The following is a 19,832-nucleotide window of genomic DNA, read 5'->3' on the forward strand; positions in this document are numbered from 1 at the left end:
AGTATCCTCAGAAAACAAGGGTCAAGATATATTCGTGAGTAGCGAGGCACTCCAAGCATGGTGGCACTGGGCACAGGCGATCATTCCAGCCCCTGAGCGCGAGAGTGGCCTACGGGAGTTAAAACAATTTCTCAGTGCCTTCACACAGTTGAGTCCCCTTGACATCACCCTGCGCCGATTTCCGCCCGAGATTCCTCTAAAACTGCCCCTTGCAGAACTCCAAGAGCGTTGGCAACGCCGCTGGCAGGAGCGGGTTCCCCTGCAATATCTCATTGGTACGGTTCACTGGCACGATCTGGAATTAGTTGTCACCCCCAGTGTGTTGATTCCTCGGCCAGAAACAGAGGAACTCCTAGAAGTGGTGGCAGTAACGGTACCCCCTTGGCAACAACAGGGGCATTGGCTGGATTTGGGTACGGGGAGTGGGGCGATCGCTATTGGGTTGGCGCGGTTATTTGCGGCGGCGCTGGTGCATGCTGTAGATTGTAGCCCTGAGGCCCTAGAGGTTGCGCAAGTCAATATTCAAAAGTACGCTTTGGGCGATCGCGTGCGCTGCTATGTTGGCAGTTGGTTTGCCCCCCTTACCCATCTGCAAGGGCAGGTGCAGGGCATCGTCAGTAATCCTCCCTATATTCCCACCCGCCTAGTGGCCACTCTCCAACCTGAGGTGCAGTACCATGAACCCCCCCTTGCCCTCGATGGTGGTGCGGATGGCTTGCAGGCGATTCGTCAGATTGTTGAGACGGCGCCAGAGTATCTTCAGCCCCAAGGCTGGCTCTTTATCGAATTGATGGCAACCCAAGGGGAAGCTGTGGCGGCGCTAGCAATGGCCACCCAAGCCTATGAACGAGTGGAAATTCTTCGGGATCTCAGTGGCCACGATCGCTTTTTGCTCGCTCAAGCAGTTTAGCCGCGATCCCAGCGCCAGAGGGCAACCATCAGGGCAACCACTCCGATTTGTAATGCCAGATTCCACGCCAAATCGTTACCAGCAGTGCCCGCCAATCCCTTGAGGCCAAGGATAAAGGCACCCATGAGGCCGGAAGCGGCAAAAACGGCATAGAAAACGCGCCGTAGTCCCCGATAGGGAGCCACTGCCTCGGCTCGCAGGCGATCGCGCAGGGTTGATTGAGTCACTTCAGCCGATTGCTGGGGTTTGTGAGTAGCCATTTTGATTTTCCCATCACCTGAAAATATCCTACGTCCCTACAATGGGGAACGGTGTGCATCAATAACGGTCTAAGGCCGTAGGCCAAAAGAGATGTGAGGAGTTTGATATGCATTGGCAGCGAATCAGTGTAGCACTGGCGATCGCCTTGGGTAGCACGGTTGCAATTCCCCAACTCAGTCAACCCTCCCAAAATACTGGTGCAGGGACACTCCGCTGGAGCGATGCTTCCTTTCCTGTGGAAAATTTCCAAGGCTATACCTCTCCCTTTGGCTACCGGCGATCGCCCACAGGGGAACCCACGACCGAATTTCACAATGGCCTTGATTTTGCCGCTCCTCAAGGGAGCTATATCCGTAATTGGTGGGTCGGGCAGGTGATTGAAGTTTCCGATCACACCGCCTGTGGCACACTGGTACGAATTCAATCGGGGGCTTGGGAACACGTTTACTGCCACATGATGGGGCGGGTTGAGCAGACCCCCCAAGGCCGAGCCATGGTCGATCGCGCCGGTGGCCTTTTCATCCTAGAGGGGCAGCGGGTACCCACGGGGGCACGTATTGGTCGCGTGGGCATGACAGGCCGCACCACCGGACCTCACCTTCACTGGACGCTCCGCCACCGAGGGCAATTGGTCAACCCTGCCGTGGTTCTACAGGCCATGTATGGTAGCCAAGCCCAGCGATAACTTTCTGATTAAAAACTAACGGGACTGACGGGGCTCGAACCCGCAACTTCCGCCGTGACAGGGCGGTGCTCTAACCGATTGAACTACAGTCCCAATTTTTGAGCGATTTTTAGACTATCAGGAAAATCATAGCCTTGTCAACTGGTTAAATTTGCCTTGCAGGGCGATCGCCTGCGGGGCATCAATCAACTGCGTAGCCTTGACCCCAACGATGCCTTTCGGCTCATTCAACCCCTCAGCCAAGATGAAAATTCCCGTGTCCGCTACGCTGCGGTGAGTCAAATTGCCAGCCTTAGGCACGTCAACCTTGATCAAGCCCATGACCTGTTGCGCGATCGCCTGCTCCATGACAGCGAAACGGATCACCACCTTGCGGATGCTCGCCAGGAAATTCTCACCGCCTTTTGTGCCCTTGCAGGCTTAGACCCAGAGATTCTGCATCAGGTGTGGCAAGCACCAGCGGTTGAGGCTGCCCTCAAATTTTTAGCAACAATGGCTCCCCAAGCCTTACCTGAGATTCTCAGCCACATTGCCAACCGCATTGATGAGCGCGCCATTACCTATATCCATGCCCATTGTGCTGCTCCCATCAGACGGTCATTACAGGTGGGATGTGCCTTGTTTGGGCGCGATCGCCAAATTGTCGCCATCAGCGAGGCAGGAAACCTAATTTTGACAAGGATTAGGCTATACTAAGTGAAAGACTCAATAAAATCTGTACCAGCACTTATGAATACAAACTGCCATGTTCTTGATCGCGAAGAGGTCATTCGTTTTATCCCGAATGAAGATGATAACTCAAGGATTATTTACAAACAGCGTAATACTGATATTACTTATCCAGAAGAATTTCTAAATCTTATTTTTAATGATGCTAGATTGATTCCACCATTAGTTAGAGGTTGCTCAGCAAGAGTTATGATGCTCGATAAGACGGGTTGGCATAAGGGTAGAGTACGATTAGAAATTGTATTCTATCCCGATGAGGAAAACCCCAATATCAATGTTAGTGATGAACTGAACATTAACGAATATCTATCTCAGAGTTAGGGTTGACTCATAGAAGCTAAGGAAAGTGGTCTACTAAGGATTGGAGTTTCTAAAAACGGTAAAAGATTGATAGCCAGTATCAATTAAGATATGCTCAAATAGTTCCTCTGCAATCAATTCATCAATGACCTGCTTAACGGGTGAGTTATTATTCCCTGCGGCATCATACCAGCCATAGTAGTCGTGTAAAATAAAGTATCCCCCCGGTCGTAAATACCACGGTACATAATTGAAGACATCCGCTTTGCACCCTTCATAACTGTGATCACCATCAATGAAAATGAGATCAACTAAACCGTCAATCGTGACTTCATCTGAGCGGGTATTAATAAATTCAACATAGTTTTCAAGATTTGCTTCAAGAATTAATTCCTCAGCTTCCTTGGTTGGAAATGGATCAATTGAAAGCAGTTGTCGTTTTTTCGGCGCTTCAAATTCGTTGTAATTGATGTCAGGTCGCTGCTTATGTTGTTGTGGTTCTTGCCAGCCAATATCAATGAATCGTAGGGCACTTGCTAGACAGAGAGTTGAAAATCCCTTAAAGCGGCCAATTTCAATGATGCGAGTAGCACGAATACTCACCGCCAGAGAAAAAAGTGTCATCCCCAACCCCAGTTCTGAGCCACCAGCAACAAGTGCCTTCCGCATCAAGCCAAAAAAATCACCAAAATAGCCGTCCATTCTTTTCTGGTTATGGGCTAAGGCTTCTGTTGTCATTAGGTACTCTGGACTAAAACTCATGGGAGTATTTCCGGCAGCGACTTCTTGTGGCTCTACCTTATCCTAGCTGAGGTTACAATATAGGATGCTGGGAGAGATGGCAGAGTGGTCGAATGCGCTCGACTTGAAATCGAGTGTGGCAGTGATGTCACCGAGGGTTCGAATCCCTCTCTCTCCGTTCAATCAACAAAAAGGCAGCCAGAACCTCTCCAGCCGCCTGACCCAATGATGACTTTTTAGAGTCACCTATAAGCCGAGATCCGCCAAAAGGTCGGTGGCGTGGGTATCGGTTTTGACGCTGGTATAGACATGGGTAATGATGCCATTGCCGTCAATGACATAGGTAACTCGCTTGGCGTAGCCGCCGCCGTCCACATCGTAGGCTTTAATAATGGATTTATCCACATCTGCCAAGAGGGGGAAGGGGAGATTGAATTTCTCGGTAAACTTTTGGTGCGAGGTTTCGTCATCGGTACTCACCCCCAAAACGACAATCTCTTTGCCCTGATAGGCGGCATAGTTGTCACGGAAGCTACAGGCCTCTTTGGTGCAGCCGGGGGTGTCATCCTTAGGGTAGAAGTAGAGCACCACAGTTTTGCCCGCAAAGTCGCTGAGGGACACCGTATTGCCGTGGGTGTCCTTGGCAGTAAAGGCGGGGGCGGGTGTACCAACGGCTAAAGCCATGGGGGATAACCTCCTAATGTTAAGTTTTATTACTTGCTTGTTCTTTATTTTATCGGCAGGTGCCAAAAAATTAGTAGTGGATGCGGGGGTCAATCCAAGCATTGAGCAAGTCAACGAGAATACTGGCGGCGACCACAATCACGGCAAAGAAAACCACAATGCCCTGTACGGTTGGATAGTCCCGCAGCGCGATCGCCTCGTAGAGTCGCTGACCCAACCCCGGCCAAGAAAACGTCACCTCTGTCAACACGGCTCCCCCCAAGAGGCTCGCAAGGGTCAGCCCCAAAACCGTGATCACCGGAATCAGGGCATTCTTGAGGGCATGGTGAATGAGAATCCGATGCTCAGGGATACCACGGGCACGGGCGGCTTCCACATAATCGGCCACTAGGGTTTGCTTGAGATTCACCCGCACAATGCGCTCAAAGATACCACTGAGGACGATCGCCAGCGTCACCGCAGGCAGGAGCAAGTAACTAAAAGCAGTTCCCAGTTGGTGGAGATTGCCATTCAGGAGCGCATCCAGCAGATACAGCCCTGTGGGACCTTGGGGGGGTGTTTCCGTGATTGGGTAGCGGGTACCCAAGGGAAGCCAACGCAGATTCACCGCAAAGAGCAGTTGCAAGAGCATCCCCAGCCAAAAGAGGGGCAAAGCATAGGTGATGATGCCAAAGAGACGCCCTCCGATATCCCAAGCAGTGCCAGATTTGACCGCAGCCAGACTGCCAATGAGCACCCCTAAACCAAAGGCGATCGCTAGACTGACGAGGCCTAATTCTGCCGTTGCAGGAAAATGCTGAGCAATGATACTCGTGACGGCTTCCCCTTGACTGGTGAGGGAGGTTCCCAGATCAAATCGCAGGAGTTGCCCTAAGTAAGTCAAGTATTGCTGCCACAGGGGTTGAGCCAAGCCCAATTGTTCTCGCAAGGCCTCTTTGACAGCCGCCGGAGCACGGGGACCTAAAATCGCATCCACGGGATCCCCCGGCGTGGCTCGCAGCAGCAAAAAGACGACGGTGACAATCGTCCACAGCATCAGCGGCGCCAGTAAAAGCCGCAGGAGCAGGTACCCCTGCAATGCCCGCAGACGAGACATGATCACAGCATCTGGAAATAGCTATTCTTGAGGTGAGTTCGCCGCTCGCTGGCGATCGCGCTCAATCGCGGCCAAAAGACGTTTGGGATAGCTATCCGCTGCAATTTGCAGAATTTGATCGAGGGGCGTATCATTCATAAACTTGGTGGCGGCAGCAATGTACTCACGGTTGGGACAGCGATCGCCAAGGACACAGCCATTGACACAGGCCTCTGCACAATTAATCGTTTCTGGCGTTAGTTCGCTCATGGCAGCTCTCCGAGGAATCCTTCAAATTTTAGCAAGGGGAAGCCACGCAAAAATTGGCAATGATTGCCCTACCCCCTAGGCTAGAATCGTACTGGCAAGGCAAACGTTGGGCAGGAGGCAGAATGCGCAAGAAATGGATCACTCTTTTAGTGTTGGTGTTGGGGATGATTCCCTTCATCGCCATTTCGGTGATGCCCCTGCTCAGCAGTGCCTTTAGCCCAGCGCAACCCACGCCAAGCCCCGTGACCAGTCCTGCCGCCACTGACAAAGTTGCTGAACTGCAAGCCCAAGAAAAAGGCTACCAACTGGTGCTGGAGCGTGAACCCAACAATGCCACAGCTTTAGAAGGCTTGCTGCTGGCTCGGCTGCAACTAATTCAACTGGGCAAAGGGGAAATGGCCAGTGTTATTGACCCCCTGCGGCGCTTGGCGGCGCAGCGACCGGAACAAACCGATTATGCGATTCTGCTGGGACAGGCACAGCAGCAAACGGGCGATCGCGAGGGGGCTGCCCAAACCTTTCAGGGGGTTCTTGCTAAATCTCCGGGGAACCTCAATGCCCTGCGGGGGCTTGTGGATCTCTACCTCAAGGAAAATCGTCCCCAAGCGGCTATTGGTTTGATTGAAGAGACCCTCAAAGGGGCAGAGCAAGCCAACAAAGTCCAACCAGGGAGCGTCGATGTCACGGCGGTACAACTTCTCCTTGGCGATGTCTATATGGCGCAAAAACGCTACGATGAGGCGCTGACCCTCTTCCAAAATCTGGGCAAAGAAAACCCCAACGATTTTCGCCCGGTGCTTGCCCAAGCGATGGCACTGACGGAACAGGGGAAAAAGACAGAAGCTGCGCCTCTGTATGCCAAAGCCGTGGAACTTGCACCCGCCAAATATAAAGATGCCATTCAGCAGGCAGCGCAGCAGGTGCAAAATGAATCTCCAGCAACCCCTGAACCCCCGCCACAGCAATAGAGGCCTAAACTTGCTGTTGCAGTTCCTCTAGGCGAGCCAGTACTTCCTGACTGTGGATCGCGGGATTCACTTTGACAAACCGCTCGCGCAATATCCCCTCAGGATCGATGATGAAACTGTGGCGCAGCGAGACAAACCCCAACCAAGAGCCATAGGCCTTGCTGACGCGGCCATCGGGGTCAGAGAGGAGGGGAAAGGTCAAGCCTTCACTGTCACAGAAATCTTCGTGGGAGTCCACGGAGTCGGCACTGACGCCAATGACTTCAGCATTGTGGGCATGAAATTGCTCAATATCCCGCTGAAAGCGTTGGGCTTCGAGGGTACAGCCAGCAGTAAAGTCCTTGGGGTAGAAGTACAGCACCACCCACTTGCCGCGATAGTCCTTCAGGGAAATCGGCTGACCATCGACACTGCTGGGAAGGGAAAAGTTGGGTGCTGGGGCATTGAGGGGCGGCAATTCACCCCCGAGGGCCCAAGTGGGGGCTGATGAACCCAGAAACAGAATCAAACTCAAAAGGGCAACAAGTAGTGAGCGCAAGAACATGGCTAAATCGCTAAACTGGCCTTAGGAAAGCATCTAGCTGCACTGTACCGTAGTTTTAACGATTTTTCGAGGTTGATGCCGTCGCTCTCCGCTATACAGTTTATGCCCCGTTGGTTGCGCTGGCTCTCTGGCCTCGTGCTGGCGATCGCCCTTGGGGTGGGGCTGTGCCGCTTGATTGCCGAAAGTCTCTGGTTTGATCAACTGGGCTATTTGGCGGTGGTCTGGCAGCGCTGGAGTGTCCAAGCTTTACTGTTTCTGGCGGTTGCGGGGGTATCGGCACTGTTCTATGGCTGGCAGCAACGCTGGCTCCTGCGGCAACGCACCGTAACCCTCGATCCCACCCTGACCGCCCAGAGTACCTATCGGGGGCTGGGGCTGTGGCGGCTTTTGTTGTGTGCTAGCGGTTTGACTTGGCTGCTAATTGTTGCTACTTATCACATTGGGGCGATCGCGCTGCAACTGTGGCAACAGCGTTCAGAAATCACCTTTAACAGCCCTCTGCTGCCGCAATTGAGTGTCTGGCGGGTGGCAGAGCTATCACTGCAAGTGGTGCAGAATCCTTGGCTATTAGTGCCGAGTTTGGCAGCATTGCTACTGGGGCTGTGGTTGCCTGTGCGCCTCTTTCAAGGATTGGGCATGCTCTTAAGCCTCGCGATGGGGGCGATCGCCAGCCTCAGCTGGTCAGTGGTGCTCAAGGGACTGTTTGCCGCCAGTGATCCCCATACGGAACCGCTATTTCGCCATTCCATTAGCTTTTACCTGTTTGAAATCCCCCTGTGGGAACTGTTGCGCCTATGGCTGGTGAACCTCAGTGTTGTCGGCTTAGGGGGAACGGCCTTGGGTTATCTCCTTGCCAATGAAAGTCTCAGTCATGGCAAATTCCTCGGCTTCGTGCGATCGCAACGGCGGCATTTACAGGGCTTAAGTGCCTTTGTCTTTGCCACAGTGGCCTTTAGCTTCTGGCTAGAACGCTACAAACTTCTTTATTCGACCAATGGGGCTGCCTTTGGCGCCGGCTATACCGACGTCACTGTACGCTTACCCCTCTATGGTTGGCTTTCAGCCTCGGCTTTTGGCGTCGCCTGTTTACTGGCTTGGTCAGCGATTCGACGGGGCGGCGAAGGGCAGCGGCGGCTAGGACCGATCGCCCCCGGCCTCTTTGGCTTTACATTGGGCTATTTGGTGGTCATCCTGATTGCCGATTGGCTCCTGCCCACAGCCATTGAAGCGGCCATTGTTCAACCCAATCAACTGCAACGGGAACTCCCCTACATTCAACGCACCATTACCCACACCCGCGAAGGCTTTAACCTTGAAAAAATGCGGGTCGAACCCTTTCAGCCGGAAAATAACCTCAACGCCGAGATCATTGCTGCCAACGCCGCCACCACCCGCAATATCCGCCTTTGGGATACCCGCCCCCTTTTAGAAACGAACCGGCAACTGCAACAACTGCGCTCCTACTATCGGTTTCCAGCGGCCTTTTTGGATCGCTACTATCTCAAACTATCCCCTGAGCAAGACCAATCAGAAATTCGCCAAGTCCTCATTGCCGCTCGCGAAGTGGACTACAGTGCGGTTCAGCGCTTTGCCCGTACTTGGATTAACGAGCACTTGGTCTTTACCCACGGCTATGGCTTCACCATGAGTCCCGTGAATACCGCCGAAGCCAATGGTCTGCCCAAATACTTTGTCCGCGATATTGGCGATACGGGTGAGCTACTGGTCGATCCGCCGCAAATCCGTGAAAGCATTCCCTTTTTCTACCCCCGGATCTACTACGGTGAACTCACCCATACCTATGTCTTTGCCCCTTCGGCGGTTCCAGAGCTGGATTTTCCCCGTGGCGCCGAAAATGTCTATAACCACTACGACGGTACGGGGGGGGTTCCCATTGCCAGTTGGTGGCGGCGCTTGGTCTACGGTGTCTATTTTGGTGACTGGCAACTGCTGTTGACCCCCAATTTACGACCGGACTCACGGGTGCTTTTTCGCCGCTTAATTCAAGAGCGGGTGCGGGCGATCGCCCCCTTTTTACGTTTTGACAGTGAACCCTACCTTGTGGTCGCCGATCCACGCTCTGAACAGGACATTGCCGCCAGTCCTAGCGCCACAGGGGTGAGCTATCTCTACTGGATTATTGATGCCTATACCGTCAGTCGCTACTATCCCTATGGCGATCCCGGCGAGCACTCCTTTAACTACATTCGCAACTCTGTCAAAGTGGTGGTGGATGCCTATAACGGCGATGTCACGTTTTATGTGGTGGAACCCGACGATGTCATAATTCGCACGTGGCAGCGGGTTTTTCCAACCCTCTTTCATCCCCTGAGTGCCATGCCCCACCGCCTCTACCGCCACATTCGCTATCCCATTGATTTGATGCAGGTGCAGTCGGAACAACTCCTGAAATACCACATGACGGATCCCGTGGTCTTTTACAACCGCGAAGACCTCTGGCAAATTCCCAAGGAGATTTACCGCGAAAAACCCCAAGCCGTTGCCCCTTACTATCTCATTACCAAGCTGCCCATTGGCTACACCGAGGAGTTTATTCTGCTTGTCCCCTTTACGCCCGTGAATCGCCCCAACCTCATTGGTTGGCTAGCGGCTCGCTCCGATGGTCAAAACTATGGCAAGCTCCTGCTGTACGTCTTTCCCAAGCAAGAACTGGTCTTTGGCCCTGAACAAATGGAGGCGCGGATCAATCAAGACCCAATGATTTCACAGCAAATTTCCCTCTGGAATCGCCAAGGGTCAAGATCGGTGCAGGGAAATCTTCTGATTATCCCCATCGAGCGATCGCTCCTCTACGTCGAACCCATTTACCTCGAAGCCGATCAAAATCAACTGCCCACCTTGGCACGGGTCATTGTTATGGATAACCAGCGGATTGTGATGGCACCTACCCTAGAGGAGGCTTTGCAAAAACTGTTTCCTGATTAACTTTCATCGCAGAAACGTTGAAAGATAGTTTAATTGGTATTACTTCCGTAATGGGAGCACCTGATTTCTCATCAGCAGTGACAGATTCCATGGTTTCGGAGTGGGCTTTTCCCCTTGGTTGACTAAATGGCGAGAGGAGGGGTCTGTAATAACCAATCGACTGCTGGGCTTCAGCCTGTTATTTCACCGTCTGTCTCTTGGAAGCTAGTGCAGGCTGCCAGAATCCGACTCATACTTGTTGCAGAAATGCAGGTAAAAGCGCACTCACTTTCGATACTCAGGCCATTGTTCTGTTTGGGTATTTTGCTTAGATAGCAGGTTAAGTATGGGGTCTCTATGCTGTTTATCGTTACAAATTAAGTCCTTGCATACGTATCTACTATTGCAGTTTAATTACTGTTTAGCTTTCAAAACCACCAATCTGCAGACAGGACTTGATGGCCCGAAAAAAGAAGACCGAGACCAAGCGTCCGATCGCACCCTACGAGTATCGGGACAAAGCGCGCGTCAACAACCCGCCCGTTGGGCTGGTCACGCCCGAAACCGACCCCGACACCGGACAGCAGAAAAAGCGCTACGCCTACGACCCGCACCTCGACCCGCAACTGGTCTGGGCGGGCAAAGCCGAGCATACCTCCTTCGAAGTGCCCACGGTGTCGCTGCACGTGCACGAGCGCATTGACCCGCGCACAATTATCGAGGCGGTGCGCAAGAAAAATGGGCAACAGGAACCGGTGCAACTGGGGTTGTTCGAGGTCGAGCGCCAAGAACCCTTGCACAAGGTCGTCGAGTTCTACCAACACAAGCACGACTGGAGCAACCGCCTGATCGCCGGCGATTCGCTGCTGGTGATGAACTCGCTGCTGGAAAAGGAGGGCATGGCCGGCAAGGTGCAGATGATCTACATTGACCCGCCCTACGGCATCAAGTACGGCTCCAACTTCCAGCCCTTCGTCAACAAGCGCGACGTGAAGGACGGCAAGGACGAGGACTTAACTAGCGAGCCGGAGCAGATCCGCGCCTTCCGCGATACTTGGGAGCTGGGCATCCACTCCTACCTCACGTATCTTCGCGACCGGCTGCTTCTGGCGCGGGAACTGCTCACCGAGAGCGGCAGCATCTTCGTGCAGATCAGTGACGAGAACGTGCACCACGTGCGGGAGTTGATGGATGAGGTGTTCGGGGCGGGGAATTTTTGTAAGACAAATATCTTTCCGCAAAACATCGCCTCTTGGGTTTGGAGAATTACCGAGAGTTCACGATATCATTAATTTGGTATGCGAAAAACAGGGAGGGCGTGAAATATAGGCAGCTTTACACGGAGAAGAGTCTTGATGAATCCTGGTTTGGATTCGTAGAGTTGCCGAGTGGAGAGGTAAAACCAATTCGTGCATTGTCAACCGAGCTTGACCAAATTGAAGGATCAAAGAGGCTGGCTTTGGGTGACCTCAAGTCTTCTGGTTACACCGAGTCTTGCACCTATGACTTTGAGTTCTCAGGAAGGATCATATCGGCACAGAGGAAAAGCTGGCGCACACATAGGGAGGGAATGCAACGCCTTATTACCGCTTGCAGACTATACGACACCGGCAACATTCCAAGATACAAGCAATGCTTTGATGATTTTCCTCTCCAGCAGATTGACAACCTTTGGAATGATACTGCCGCTGACCACCGACCTTGGCGACCTGGTGTTCGACCCGACCTGTGTGCGGAAGGGGACGAGGGTGTGGGTTTGCGGCTCCTCCCCGGCCCTCCCTACACGTGGGGAGGGAGAAGCCCTATCCCCCCGCGTGCGGGGGGATGACAGGGGGGCTACCCTCATCGCCATCGAAGACATCCACCCCGGCGACTACCTGCTGGCGCATGACGGCTTGCCCCATCGCGTCGTGCGCACGATACGGCGAATGTATCGCGGCGTGATGATCGGCATCCGGCACGACCTTAGCGGGCAAACCCTATGGCTTACGCCCGATCACAGGGTGTTGGCCCACAGACGACCGCACAGCCTGGGTGGACATTCCGACTGGTCAGGTATTCCCAAAGCGCTGCGCGGCAGAAGCAAAATACTCCGCAAGGAAATGACTCCGCCTGAACGGAAACTTTGGAAAGTCTTGCGAGGCAATGGGTTGGGCTTTACCTTCAGACGTCAGCACCCTATTGGCCCCTATATCGCCGATTTCTATTGCCGTGAAGCTGCCTTAGTGGTAGAAGTGGACGGCGCCATGGCTCATGGCACTCCGGCCGCCATGGAACATGACCGTGTTCGCGATGAGTTCATGCACGCGCTGAATCTAAAAGTGCTGCGTGTTCCCGCCGCAGAAGTAGAGCATAATCTCGAAGGGGTTTGCACTGCTATTGAACAGGCGTGTAAAGAGCAACTTTCGCCAGAGTATGCCCAGTGGATGGAGGCAGAGCAGATACAAGAGGGAGACATCCTGTTCCACGGTCCCGACCGCGTTCCCGTGCGCGTTGTGGAGGTGGTTAGAGACTTGTCCGAGGAAGAGGTTTACGATTTAGAAGTAGAGGACGCTCACTCGTTTATAACGGAAGTCTGCGCCGTACACAACTGCGGCAGCGGCACGACGGCCTATGTGGCCGAGCAGTGGGGCCGGCGCTGGATCACCTGCGACACCTCGCGCGTGGCGCTCACCCTCGCCCGCCAGCGCCTGATGACCGCGGTCTTCGACTACTACGAGCTGGCGCATCCCGAAGAGGGGGTGGGCAGCGGCTTCAAGTACAAGACCGTGCCGCATGTGACACTCAAGTCCATCGCCAACAACCCAGAGATCGACGGCATCTACGCCCGCATGCACCCAGCCATCGAACAGGCGCTGGCGGACCTCAACGCCGCGCTGCGTCTCCCCTCTCCCGCTGGGAGACCCCCTGACGGGGGCAGGTGGGCCGGGGGTGAGGGCTATCCCCGTTTCAAGGTCACGCAAGGCATCCGGGCCGGGCAATTCGTGGACTTTGCCGCGCCGGACAGCGCCACCTTCACCATGCCCGCCGGCCAGGTGGTCAAGGTCAATGAGCTGGTGGAGTGGGAGGTGCCCTTTGTGTTCCCTGCCGACTGGCCGGAAGCGGCCCGCAAGCCCTTTGACGAATTTCACGCCGCCCGCCGCGCCATGCAAAAAGCCATGGATGAAGCCATCGCCCGCCACGTGCCGCAGGAAACCCTTTACGACCAGCCCTTCGTGGACCGCAAGAAGGTGCGCGTCACTGGCCCGTTCACGGTGGAGGCCGTGCCCGCGCCGGCGGTCAAGTCGCCGGAGGAGATTCTCGAAGCCAGATCCCAACCAGCCGACACATCCATCGCCCGCTCGGGCGAGACGCTGCGCCAAGCCGAATGGCGCGACGAACTGCTGCGCGCCGGCATCCGCGGCAAGGCGGGGCAGTACATCCGCTTCGCGCGCCTAGAGCCGCTGCCCGGCTGCCGCTTTTTGCACGCCGACGGCGAGACGCGCCCCAGCGACGAAGGTGCCGATTCGGTGCGCGAGCCCGGCCCGGCCGACAGCCCGATGCGCGTGGTGGTCTCCTTTGGTTCCGAGCACGCACCGCTGGAGCAGCGGCAGGTGGCCCAGGCCATCGAAGAAGCGCATACGCTGGTGCCCAGGCCGAAGCTCATCGTCTTCGCCGCCTTCCAGTTCGACCCGGAAGCCGCCAAGGATATTGACGAGATGAAGCCGAAACTCGCGGGTATGCAGTTTCTGAAGGTGCAGATGAACGCCGATCTGCTCACCGACGACCTCAAGAAAAAGCGCGCCAGCAACGAATCGTTCTGGCTCATCGGCCAGCCGATCGAGAGTTTGAAGATTATGGAGATTGACACATGAAGATCAAATCCGTCCGCATTCGAAACTTCCGCTCGATAAAGGAACAGACTATCGAACTTGATGACTACACGTGCTTCGTCGGAGCCAACGGCTCAGGGAAGTCAAGTGTCCTGCATGCCCTCAACGTCTTCTTTGGTGAATCAGGGATACCCGGTCTCAACACGCGTTCGCTCAGTGAGGAGGATTTCCATGCCAAAAACACAACGGATCCTATCGAGATAACGATCACTTTTACAGACTTCTCAGAGGAAGCTAAGAATGAACTCCAGCATTATGTGCGCCATGATCAATTGGTTGTCTCAGTTGAGGCACAATTTGATCCTGTTGCAAACACAGCCGAAGTAAAGCAGTACGGTCGCCGGATGGTTATCAAGGATTTCGCGCTGTTTTTTGAAGCCGAAAAAGCTGGGAAAAAGGTTGCTGAGCTGAAGGATATATACACCAGGGTGCGAGAGAAGTACCCTGATCTTCCGCATCCTGGCACAAAGGATGCAATGGTCCAAGCACTTCGTGAGTATGAAGAAAAGCACCCGGAATTGTGCGAAGAACTCCCTAGTGCGGACGAGTTCTATGGTGTATCAAAGGGTAAAAACCTTCTCGAGAAATACATCCAGTGGGTGTACGTGCCCGCAGTGAAGGAAGCGGCTAGCGAGCAGAAAGAGTCTAAGGACACAGCCCTAGGGAAGCTTTTGAGCCGCACGGTTCGGTCCAAAGTCAACCTCAACGAGTCATTTGATCCCATCCGCAAGGAAATGCAGGAGAAGTACAGACAACTCCTTGCCGATAGTCAGGCACAGCTAACCGAAATATCTACAGCTCTGCGAAATCGGCTTGTGCAGTGGGCGCATCAAGACGCAACGCTTCGAGTGCAATGGTACCAGGACCCCGAAAAGGCGGTACGTGTTGATGAGCCTTTTGCTCAGGCCATTCTCGGTGAGGCAGGGTTTGAAGGGGAGCTTACACGTTTCGGGCACGGGCTTCAACGTTCGTTTATTCTCGCACTGCTCCAAGAACTCTCTGACAGAGACGACGCAGATCCACGGCTGATTCTCGCCTGTGAGGAGCCGGAGCTCTATCAGCATCCCCCACAAGCAAGGCATCTTTATAACGTGCTCGTGAAGCTGAGCGAACAGAACTCTCAAATCTTGGTTACAACCCACAGTCCATACTTCATATCAGGTGAGAGATTCGAGAGTGTCCGGATGGTCCGCAAGGTCAATGGTGCTTCGTCTATTACTAGGACCACCCATCAAGAGGTGGCAAATCAAATTGCGGCTGTGAAAGGCCAGCAACCTGTCGAACCGAGCGAGCAGTTGGCAAAGATCCATCAAGCACTCCAGCCTCAGCTCAGCGAAATATTCTTCGCGTCTAGGATCGTATTCGTCGAGGGGCTAGAGGATACTGCATATTTGACCACCTACCTTCACTTGCTCAACCGGTGGGATGAGTTCAGACGACTCGGCTGTCACATTGTCCCCACCGGTGGAAAAAGTCGGATGCTTCAACCTCTCGCGGTAGCCAGGTGCCTGCAGATCCCGACTCTCGCGGTACTGGATTCGGACGGCGACAAGCCGGACAAAAACGGAAGCAGGGAGCAACGCCGCAGAAACAACAGCGCAATCCTCAAGTTATGCGGTGTATCTGATCCTGAGCCGTTCCCGACCAGTACGTTCTGGGGAGCCGCTGTAGTCATGTGGTCCTCAGACATCGGGCAGGTGGTTGAGCAAGAGATTGGAAAAGAGAACTGGGATGAGTTTCGATCTGAGGCAGATGCTAAATACGGGTTTGCCGGGAATCTACAGAAGAACGCGTTGCACATTGCATCGAGACTCCAGATAGCTTGGGATGCTGGCAAGAAATCGGATTCTCTCGAGAAGCTTTGCAATAAGATCATGGAGTTTGCTAATAAGAATGAAAATAGAGAGGAAAATTGATGCCCAGCACCACCATTGACCGCCTGATCATCAACTCGCCCTACGAGGAGCCGCAGCGGCACTGGCGTTACGACCGCGAGACGCGCACTTTCGAATTGGTGGAAGGCCGTCGTCCGGCGGGGTACGTGGTGGCGACGCCCGACTCAAAAGCCTTCGATGACCCGGGCATCTTCGTCGAGATTCCGCTGGTCAACCAGATCCGCCCGCGCGTCAAGGCCTAGCGCGAGGCGGGCTATCCGGGCGTCACCAGCATCACCAGGCGGCTGCTGGAACATTGGACCGACCCCGAAAACTTTGACCGGCGGCGCTTCTTCTTCTGCCAGCTGGAGGCGGTGGAGACGCTCATCTGGCTGACCGAGGCCGCCCCCGCTGAGCGGATCGGTATCGAAATCCTCGGCGATGGCGGCGAGTACATCCGCCAATGCTGCAAGATGGCCACCGGTTCGGGCAAGACCATCGTCATGGCCTTGGTCATCGCCTGGCAGGTCCTGAACAAGGTGGCCAACCCGCAGGATGCCCGTTTCTCCAAAAACGTGCTGGTCATCGCCCCGGGGCTGACGGTCAAAAAGCGTCTGGAAGTGCTTTACCCCGCCGCGGACGGCAATTACTACGAAGCCCTCGTCCTTGCTCGAGAAATTGCGCCAAGGCAAAGTGCTGGTGCGCAACTGGCACGCCCTCGCCTGGGAGAGCGAAGAACAGATCAAGAAACGCAAGTCTGTGGACAAACGCGGGGTCAAAAGCGACGAGGCCTATACCCGCGAGGTGCTGGGCGAGATGGCCAATGCGCGCAACCTTCTGGTCATCAACGACGAGGCTCACCACGCCTAGCGTGTGAACTGGGAGGCGGAAGGAAAGTATTTGCGGCAGCGGGATCTCAAGGATAGCGCCGCGGAGGCCACGGTGTGGATCGGTGGGCTGGATCGCCTGCACCGCTCGCGGGGCATCCTCAGGTGCTATGATTTTTCCGCTACTCCCTTCACGCCTTCGGGCAAAAAGAGCAGCGAAGAGGCGCTCTTCGACTGGATCGTTAGCGACTTCGGCTTGAATGACGCCATCGAGTCTGGCCTAGTCAAGACCCCGCGCGTGGTGGTGCGCGACGATGCTGTCCCCGACGCTAAAACCTACAAGTCGCACCTTTACCACATCTACAACTACCCGGACGTGAAGAACGACTTAAACTGCAAGGCGCAGCCGGAGGAGCCGCTGCCCGACCTAGTGCTGAACGCCTACTACCTTTTAGGCTACGATTGGTGCGAGACGTGGAAGGCATGGAAGACAGCCGGAGTGCCCGTTCCGCCGGTGATGATCACCGTCTGCAACCGCACCGAGACCGCGGCGCGCGTGAAGCACGCCTTCGATTCGCGGCGCATCCACATCGATGAACTGTGCGACCCAGAGCGCATCCTGCATATCGACTCGAAGGTGCTCGATGAGGCGGAGAAGCAAGAAGAAGCCCTCGCCCCGGCCCTCTCTCAGGGGGAGAGGGAGACCGAGGAAGACGAGACGGATTCGGATAACGCCCCCATTGAGCGCAGGCTGAGCAAGGCAGAGCAGGCCGAGCGCTTGCGCCAGATGGTGGACACGGTGGGCAAGGTGGGACAGCCGGGCGAGAGAATCCAAAACGTCATCTCCGTCGGCATGCTCTCCGAAGGCTGGGACGCCAAGACGGTGACGCACATCATGGGACTGCGGGCGTTCACGTCGCAGCTGCTGTGCGAGCAGGTAGTCGGTCGCGGCTTGCGGCGCACTTCGTACGAAGTCGACCCGGAAACGGGGCTGTTCGAGCCGGAATACGTCAACATCTTCGGCGTGCCCTTCACCTTCTTGCCCCACGAAGGCGGCGAGAACGACCCGCCACCGCCGCCCACGCCCAAGACCGCCGTTGAGCCAGACCCGACCAAGGCACAGCTCGAGATCCGCTGGCCGAATGTGGTGCGCATCGAGCGCGTCTTTCAACCGACGCTGACCTTGGACTGGTCGAAGGTGCGACCATTGGAACTGGACGCGGCGCAGACAGCGAAGGTCGCCGAGCTGGCGCCGATCCTCGAAGGCAAGCCAGACGTCACCCGGATCAACCGCATCAAGTTGGAGCGGCTGGCGGGGAAATTCCGCACCCAACGCATCATTTTCGAGACCGCGCGGGACGTGTTCGACCAGATGAAGCGCACTTGGCGGGGCAGCCGCGAGGTGTTGTTGGCTCAGCTCGTGCGTATCGTCGAGCAGTTCATCCGCTCCGACCGGATTGTGATCTCGCCGCTTGTTTTCGAGCAGGACGAATTGCGCCGACGGCTGATCATCACGCTGAACCTGTCGCGGGTGGTGCAGCATATATGGGAGGCGGTGCGGCAGGAAACCACCGGGCGGCTGGAGCCGGTCTTCGACCGCGATCATCCTATCCGCTCCACAGGCGAGATGCGCACTTGGTACACGGGCAAGCCCTGCGAGCGCACGGAGAAATCCCATATCAACGTCTGCGTCTACGACAGCACATGGGAAGCGTCCGACGCCTTCGCGCTCGACAGCAGTGACGCGGTGGCTGCCTGGGTCAAGAATGACCACCTAGGCTTCGAAGTGCTCTACGTTTATCATGGTGTGGTGCGCAAGTATCGGCCTGATTTCCTGGTGCGGCTGAAGAACGGTGATCATCTGATTCTAGAAACAAAGGGTCAGGATACGGAGCAGGACGAGGCGAAGCGTCAGTATCTTGCAGAGTGGTGCGAAGCTGTGAACGCGCACGGAGGCTTCGGGCGATGGCGCGCGGAAGTAGCGAAGACGCCCGGTGAGATTCAGGATATAGCTATTCCAATAAAGAATGAGACATTATCCAGCACAATACTTGCGAATCACCTCATCAATCGAACTGTTTGACCCTGCATACATCCGCGCTCGCTTCAACGCACTGAAGTCGTGCTCAATCACATTCAAATCAGGAGAGTATTTCGGTAAAAATAACACCGCGTGACCCGCCGCTTTCACCACTGCCTGAATCGCCCCTTTTGGATGAATCGGTGCATTATCCATCATCAACAACGACGGTCTCTTTAACGCCGGCAAACAGTACTGACTCAGCCAGCTCACAAACCCTACCGCATTCAAGTATCCGCAAAACAGCATTGGGGCGATGAAGTCTTTCTGGTATCTATACCGTCCTGCGACTCAACTCTCTCTTTTCTGACGCTTCCCCGCTCGCTCTCCATCAATTCGTTGGCCTCGCGCTGACCACCCATACTCAGACTCCACTCGATCGCTGGGCACGGTCGATTAAACGGTCATCGGGATGGGTAGCAACATCCGCTGCTAAGGCCGCCCAATCCAGTTTCCAAGGATGACGGGGGACAACCGTGGGCGCTAAGTCCTCTCGCTTCAGCCAGCGATGGATGGTGGCGCGACTGACCTGAAAGATTTGAGTCGCTTCACTGATTTTGCCACCTTGCTTGATGTAGGAGACAATCCGCTCTCGTCAGTCCAAGCTATAGCTCATGTTCTTGAGTAACATTCATGACGCTTTGAGTATAGCCTATCCCTCTTGAAAATATCTCACTCCCTTTCGAAATAGCTATATCTACCTGAACAGCCGTTTCCTATTCGGGTCAATATCTTGATAGGACGTAACTTTACGCCATAGCCAGACTACTGTTTCTCGTCATCCTTGTGAAAACGGCTGTTATTCCTGACTGATTGAGCCGATAAAACAAGGCTCTCATACTGTTTAAGCTGGCGTCCAAAATGTACGTCAGCCAGATTTTGAAGAGCAGTTGTGAGTTCAGGACGGGATAGTCGCAAGGGCTGAGGCGCCTGAGAATAGACTTGACAATAGCTCCAAAAGATGCCATAGTAAATTGACTGTTTTTTAATCTTTTAAGGGAAGAATACAATATTTCTTCTCTTTTTCCTACCTCTTCAAACTGTTGTTCAATACTTCTGCAAAGGAATAAGCCAATCATTTTACCTT

General features: G+C 54.6%; 15 protein-coding genes, 2 tRNA genes and 2 pseudogenes. 11 read left to right on the forward strand and 8 right to left on the reverse strand.

Annotated features, from left to right (window positions below):
- Nucleotides 1-34: 34 nt before the first annotated feature.
- On the forward strand, nt 35-910 hold the full coding sequence (prmC, locus tag M0646_RS08370) for a peptide chain release factor N(5)-glutamine methyltransferase (RefSeq protein ID WP_206200408.1): 876 nt from the start codon (nt 35-37) through the stop codon (nt 908-910).
- On the opposite strand, the gene M0646_RS08375 is transcribed toward prmC, so the two are convergent.
- The gene (locus M0646_RS08375; protein ID WP_286625312.1) at nt 907-1,170 is read right to left on the reverse strand and encodes a DUF3493 domain-containing protein; all 264 of its coding nucleotides are present in this window, start codon (nt 1,168-1,170) and stop codon (nt 907-909) included. The genes prmC and M0646_RS08375 overlap by 4 nt on opposite strands.
- Nucleotides 1,171-1,277: 107 nt before the next feature.
- Between M0646_RS08375 and M0646_RS08380 the strand changes: the two genes are divergently transcribed.
- Nucleotides 1,278-1,856: a M23 family metallopeptidase gene (locus M0646_RS08380; RefSeq protein WP_149819904.1), complete on the forward strand. Its 579-nt coding sequence runs from the start codon at nt 1,278-1,280 to the stop codon at nt 1,854-1,856.
- A gap of 19 nt (nt 1,857-1,875) precedes the next feature.
- Here M0646_RS08380 and M0646_RS08385 read toward each other — a convergent pair.
- Nucleotides 1,876-1,949, reverse strand: a tRNA-Asp gene (locus tag M0646_RS08385).
- A 63-nt stretch (nt 1,950-2,012) separates the two neighbouring features.
- Between M0646_RS08385 and M0646_RS08390 the strand changes: the two genes are divergently transcribed.
- A complete protein-coding gene (locus M0646_RS08390) occupies nt 2,013-2,552 on the forward strand; it encodes a HEAT repeat domain-containing protein (protein WP_286625313.1) in 540 nt (179 codons plus the stop codon).
- The gene (locus M0646_RS08395; protein ID WP_149819908.1) at nt 2,553-2,906 is read left to right on the forward strand and encodes a hypothetical protein; all 354 of its coding nucleotides are present in this window, start codon (nt 2,553-2,555) and stop codon (nt 2,904-2,906) included.
- A gap of 33 nt (nt 2,907-2,939) precedes the next feature.
- Here M0646_RS08395 and M0646_RS08400 read toward each other — a convergent pair whose 3' ends face one another.
- On the reverse strand, nt 2,940-3,623 hold the full coding sequence (locus tag M0646_RS08400) for an O-methyltransferase (protein ID WP_286625314.1): 684 nt from the start codon (nt 3,621-3,623) through the stop codon (nt 2,940-2,942).
- Between the two features lie 94 nt (nt 3,624-3,717).
- Between M0646_RS08400 and M0646_RS08405 the strand changes: the two genes are divergently transcribed.
- Nucleotides 3,718-3,804, forward strand: a tRNA-Ser gene (locus tag M0646_RS08405).
- 68 nt (nt 3,805-3,872) lie between these two features.
- Here the strand turns inward: M0646_RS08405 and M0646_RS08410 are convergent.
- The 3 genes from M0646_RS08410 to M0646_RS08420 form a co-directional block, all read right to left on the reverse strand.
- Nucleotides 3,873-4,310 carry a peroxiredoxin gene (locus M0646_RS08410; protein WP_286625315.1) on the reverse strand — a complete coding sequence of 146 codons (438 nt, stop codon included), beginning with the start codon at nt 4,308-4,310 and terminating at the stop codon, nt 3,873-3,875.
- A 70-nt stretch (nt 4,311-4,380) separates the two neighbouring features.
- On the reverse strand, nt 4,381-5,406 hold the full coding sequence (locus M0646_RS08415) for an ABC transporter permease (protein ID WP_286649514.1): 1,026 nt from the start codon (nt 5,404-5,406) through the stop codon (nt 4,381-4,383).
- Between the two features lie 21 nt (nt 5,407-5,427).
- Nucleotides 5,428-5,655, reverse strand: coding sequence for a hypothetical protein (locus M0646_RS08420; protein WP_286625317.1), 228 nt, complete (start codon nt 5,653-5,655; stop codon nt 5,428-5,430).
- 122 nt (nt 5,656-5,777) lie between these two features.
- Between M0646_RS08420 and M0646_RS08425 the strand changes: the two genes are divergently transcribed.
- On the forward strand, nt 5,778-6,623 hold the full coding sequence (locus M0646_RS08425) for a lipopolysaccharide assembly protein LapB (protein WP_286625318.1): 846 nt from the start codon (nt 5,778-5,780) through the stop codon (nt 6,621-6,623).
- 4 nt (nt 6,624-6,627) lie between these two features.
- Here M0646_RS08425 and M0646_RS08430 read toward each other — a convergent pair whose 3' ends face one another.
- On the reverse strand, nt 6,628-7,167 hold the full coding sequence (locus tag M0646_RS08430) for a peroxiredoxin (protein WP_286625319.1): 540 nt from the start codon (nt 7,165-7,167) through the stop codon (nt 6,628-6,630).
- 102 nt (nt 7,168-7,269) lie between these two features.
- Between M0646_RS08430 and M0646_RS08435 the strand changes: the two genes are divergently transcribed.
- The 5 genes and pseudogenes from M0646_RS08435 (at nt 7,270) to M0646_RS08470 (ending at nt 18,748) form a co-directional block, all read left to right on the forward strand.
- A complete protein-coding gene (locus M0646_RS08435) occupies nt 7,270-10,113 on the forward strand; it encodes a UPF0182 family protein (RefSeq protein ID WP_286625320.1) in 2,844 nt (947 codons plus the stop codon).
- A gap of 437 nt (nt 10,114-10,550) precedes the next feature.
- Nucleotides 10,551-11,384, forward strand: coding sequence for a DNA methyltransferase (locus M0646_RS08440; RefSeq protein ID WP_286625321.1), 834 nt, complete (start codon nt 10,551-10,553; stop codon nt 11,382-11,384).
- Nucleotides 11,385-11,732: 348 nt separating this feature from the next.
- Complete coding sequence (locus M0646_RS08445; RefSeq protein ID WP_286649515.1) at nt 11,733-13,946, forward strand: DUF559 domain-containing protein; 2,214 nt, start codon at nt 11,733-11,735, stop codon at nt 13,944-13,946.
- Nucleotides 13,943-15,880, forward strand: a complete 1,938-nt coding sequence (locus tag M0646_RS08450) for an ATP-dependent endonuclease (protein ID WP_286625323.1) — start codon at nt 13,943-13,945, stop codon at nt 15,878-15,880. The genes M0646_RS08445 and M0646_RS08450 overlap by 4 nt, the downstream gene beginning before the upstream one ends.
- Nucleotides 15,880-18,748: pseudogene (locus tag M0646_RS08470) on the forward strand (BPTD_3080 family restriction endonuclease). The gene M0646_RS08450 and the pseudogene M0646_RS08470 overlap by 1 nt, the downstream one beginning before the upstream one ends.
- Here the strand turns inward: M0646_RS08470 and M0646_RS08475 are convergent.
- Nucleotides 18,701-19,331, reverse strand: a pseudogene (locus tag M0646_RS08475) (transposase). The pseudogenes M0646_RS08470 and M0646_RS08475 overlap by 48 nt on opposite strands.
- Between the last annotated feature and the right edge of the window lie 501 nt (nt 19,332-19,832).

The organism is Thermosynechococcus sp. B3 (genome assembly GCF_030323045.1).
GTDB lineage: Bacteria > Cyanobacteriota > Cyanobacteriia > Thermosynechococcales > Thermosynechococcaceae > Thermosynechococcus.

Excerpts from the sequence above, each read along its gene's own strand:
- M0646_RS08420 (WP_286625317.1), bottom strand. The coding sequence starts at position 5,655 with ATGAGCGAACTAACGCCAGAAACGATTAATTGTGCAGAGGCCTGTGTC.
- M0646_RS08380 (WP_149819904.1), top strand. The coding sequence starts at position 1,278 with ATGCATTGGCAGCGAATCAGTGTAGCACTGGCGATCGCCTTGGGTAGC.
- M0646_RS08400 (WP_286625314.1), bottom strand. The coding sequence starts at position 3,623 with ATGACAACAGAAGCCTTAGCCCATAACCAGAAAAGAATGGACGGCTAT.
- M0646_RS08375 (WP_286625312.1), bottom strand. The coding sequence starts at position 1,170 with ATGGCTACTCACAAACCCCAGCAATCGGCTGAAGTGACTCAATCAACC.
- M0646_RS08440 (WP_286625321.1), top strand. The coding sequence starts at position 10,551 with ATGGCCCGAAAAAAGAAGACCGAGACCAAGCGTCCGATCGCACCCTAC.
- M0646_RS08435 (WP_286625320.1), top strand. The coding sequence starts at position 7,270 with ATGCCCCGTTGGTTGCGCTGGCTCTCTGGCCTCGTGCTGGCGATCGCC.
- M0646_RS08410 (WP_286625315.1), bottom strand. The coding sequence starts at position 4,310 with ATGGCTTTAGCCGTTGGTACACCCGCCCCCGCCTTTACTGCCAAGGAC.
- M0646_RS08445 (WP_286649515.1), top strand. The coding sequence starts at position 11,733 with ATGATTTTCCTCTCCAGCAGATTGACAACCTTTGGAATGATACTGCCG.
- M0646_RS08430 (WP_286625319.1), bottom strand. The coding sequence starts at position 7,167 with ATGTTCTTGCGCTCACTACTTGTTGCCCTTTTGAGTTTGATTCTGTTT.
- M0646_RS08415 (WP_286649514.1), bottom strand. The coding sequence starts at position 5,406 with ATGTCTCGTCTGCGGGCATTGCAGGGGTACCTGCTCCTGCGGCTTTTA.
- M0646_RS08425 (WP_286625318.1), top strand. The coding sequence starts at position 5,778 with ATGCGCAAGAAATGGATCACTCTTTTAGTGTTGGTGTTGGGGATGATT.
- M0646_RS08450 (WP_286625323.1), top strand. The coding sequence starts at position 13,943 with ATGAAGATCAAATCCGTCCGCATTCGAAACTTCCGCTCGATAAAGGAA.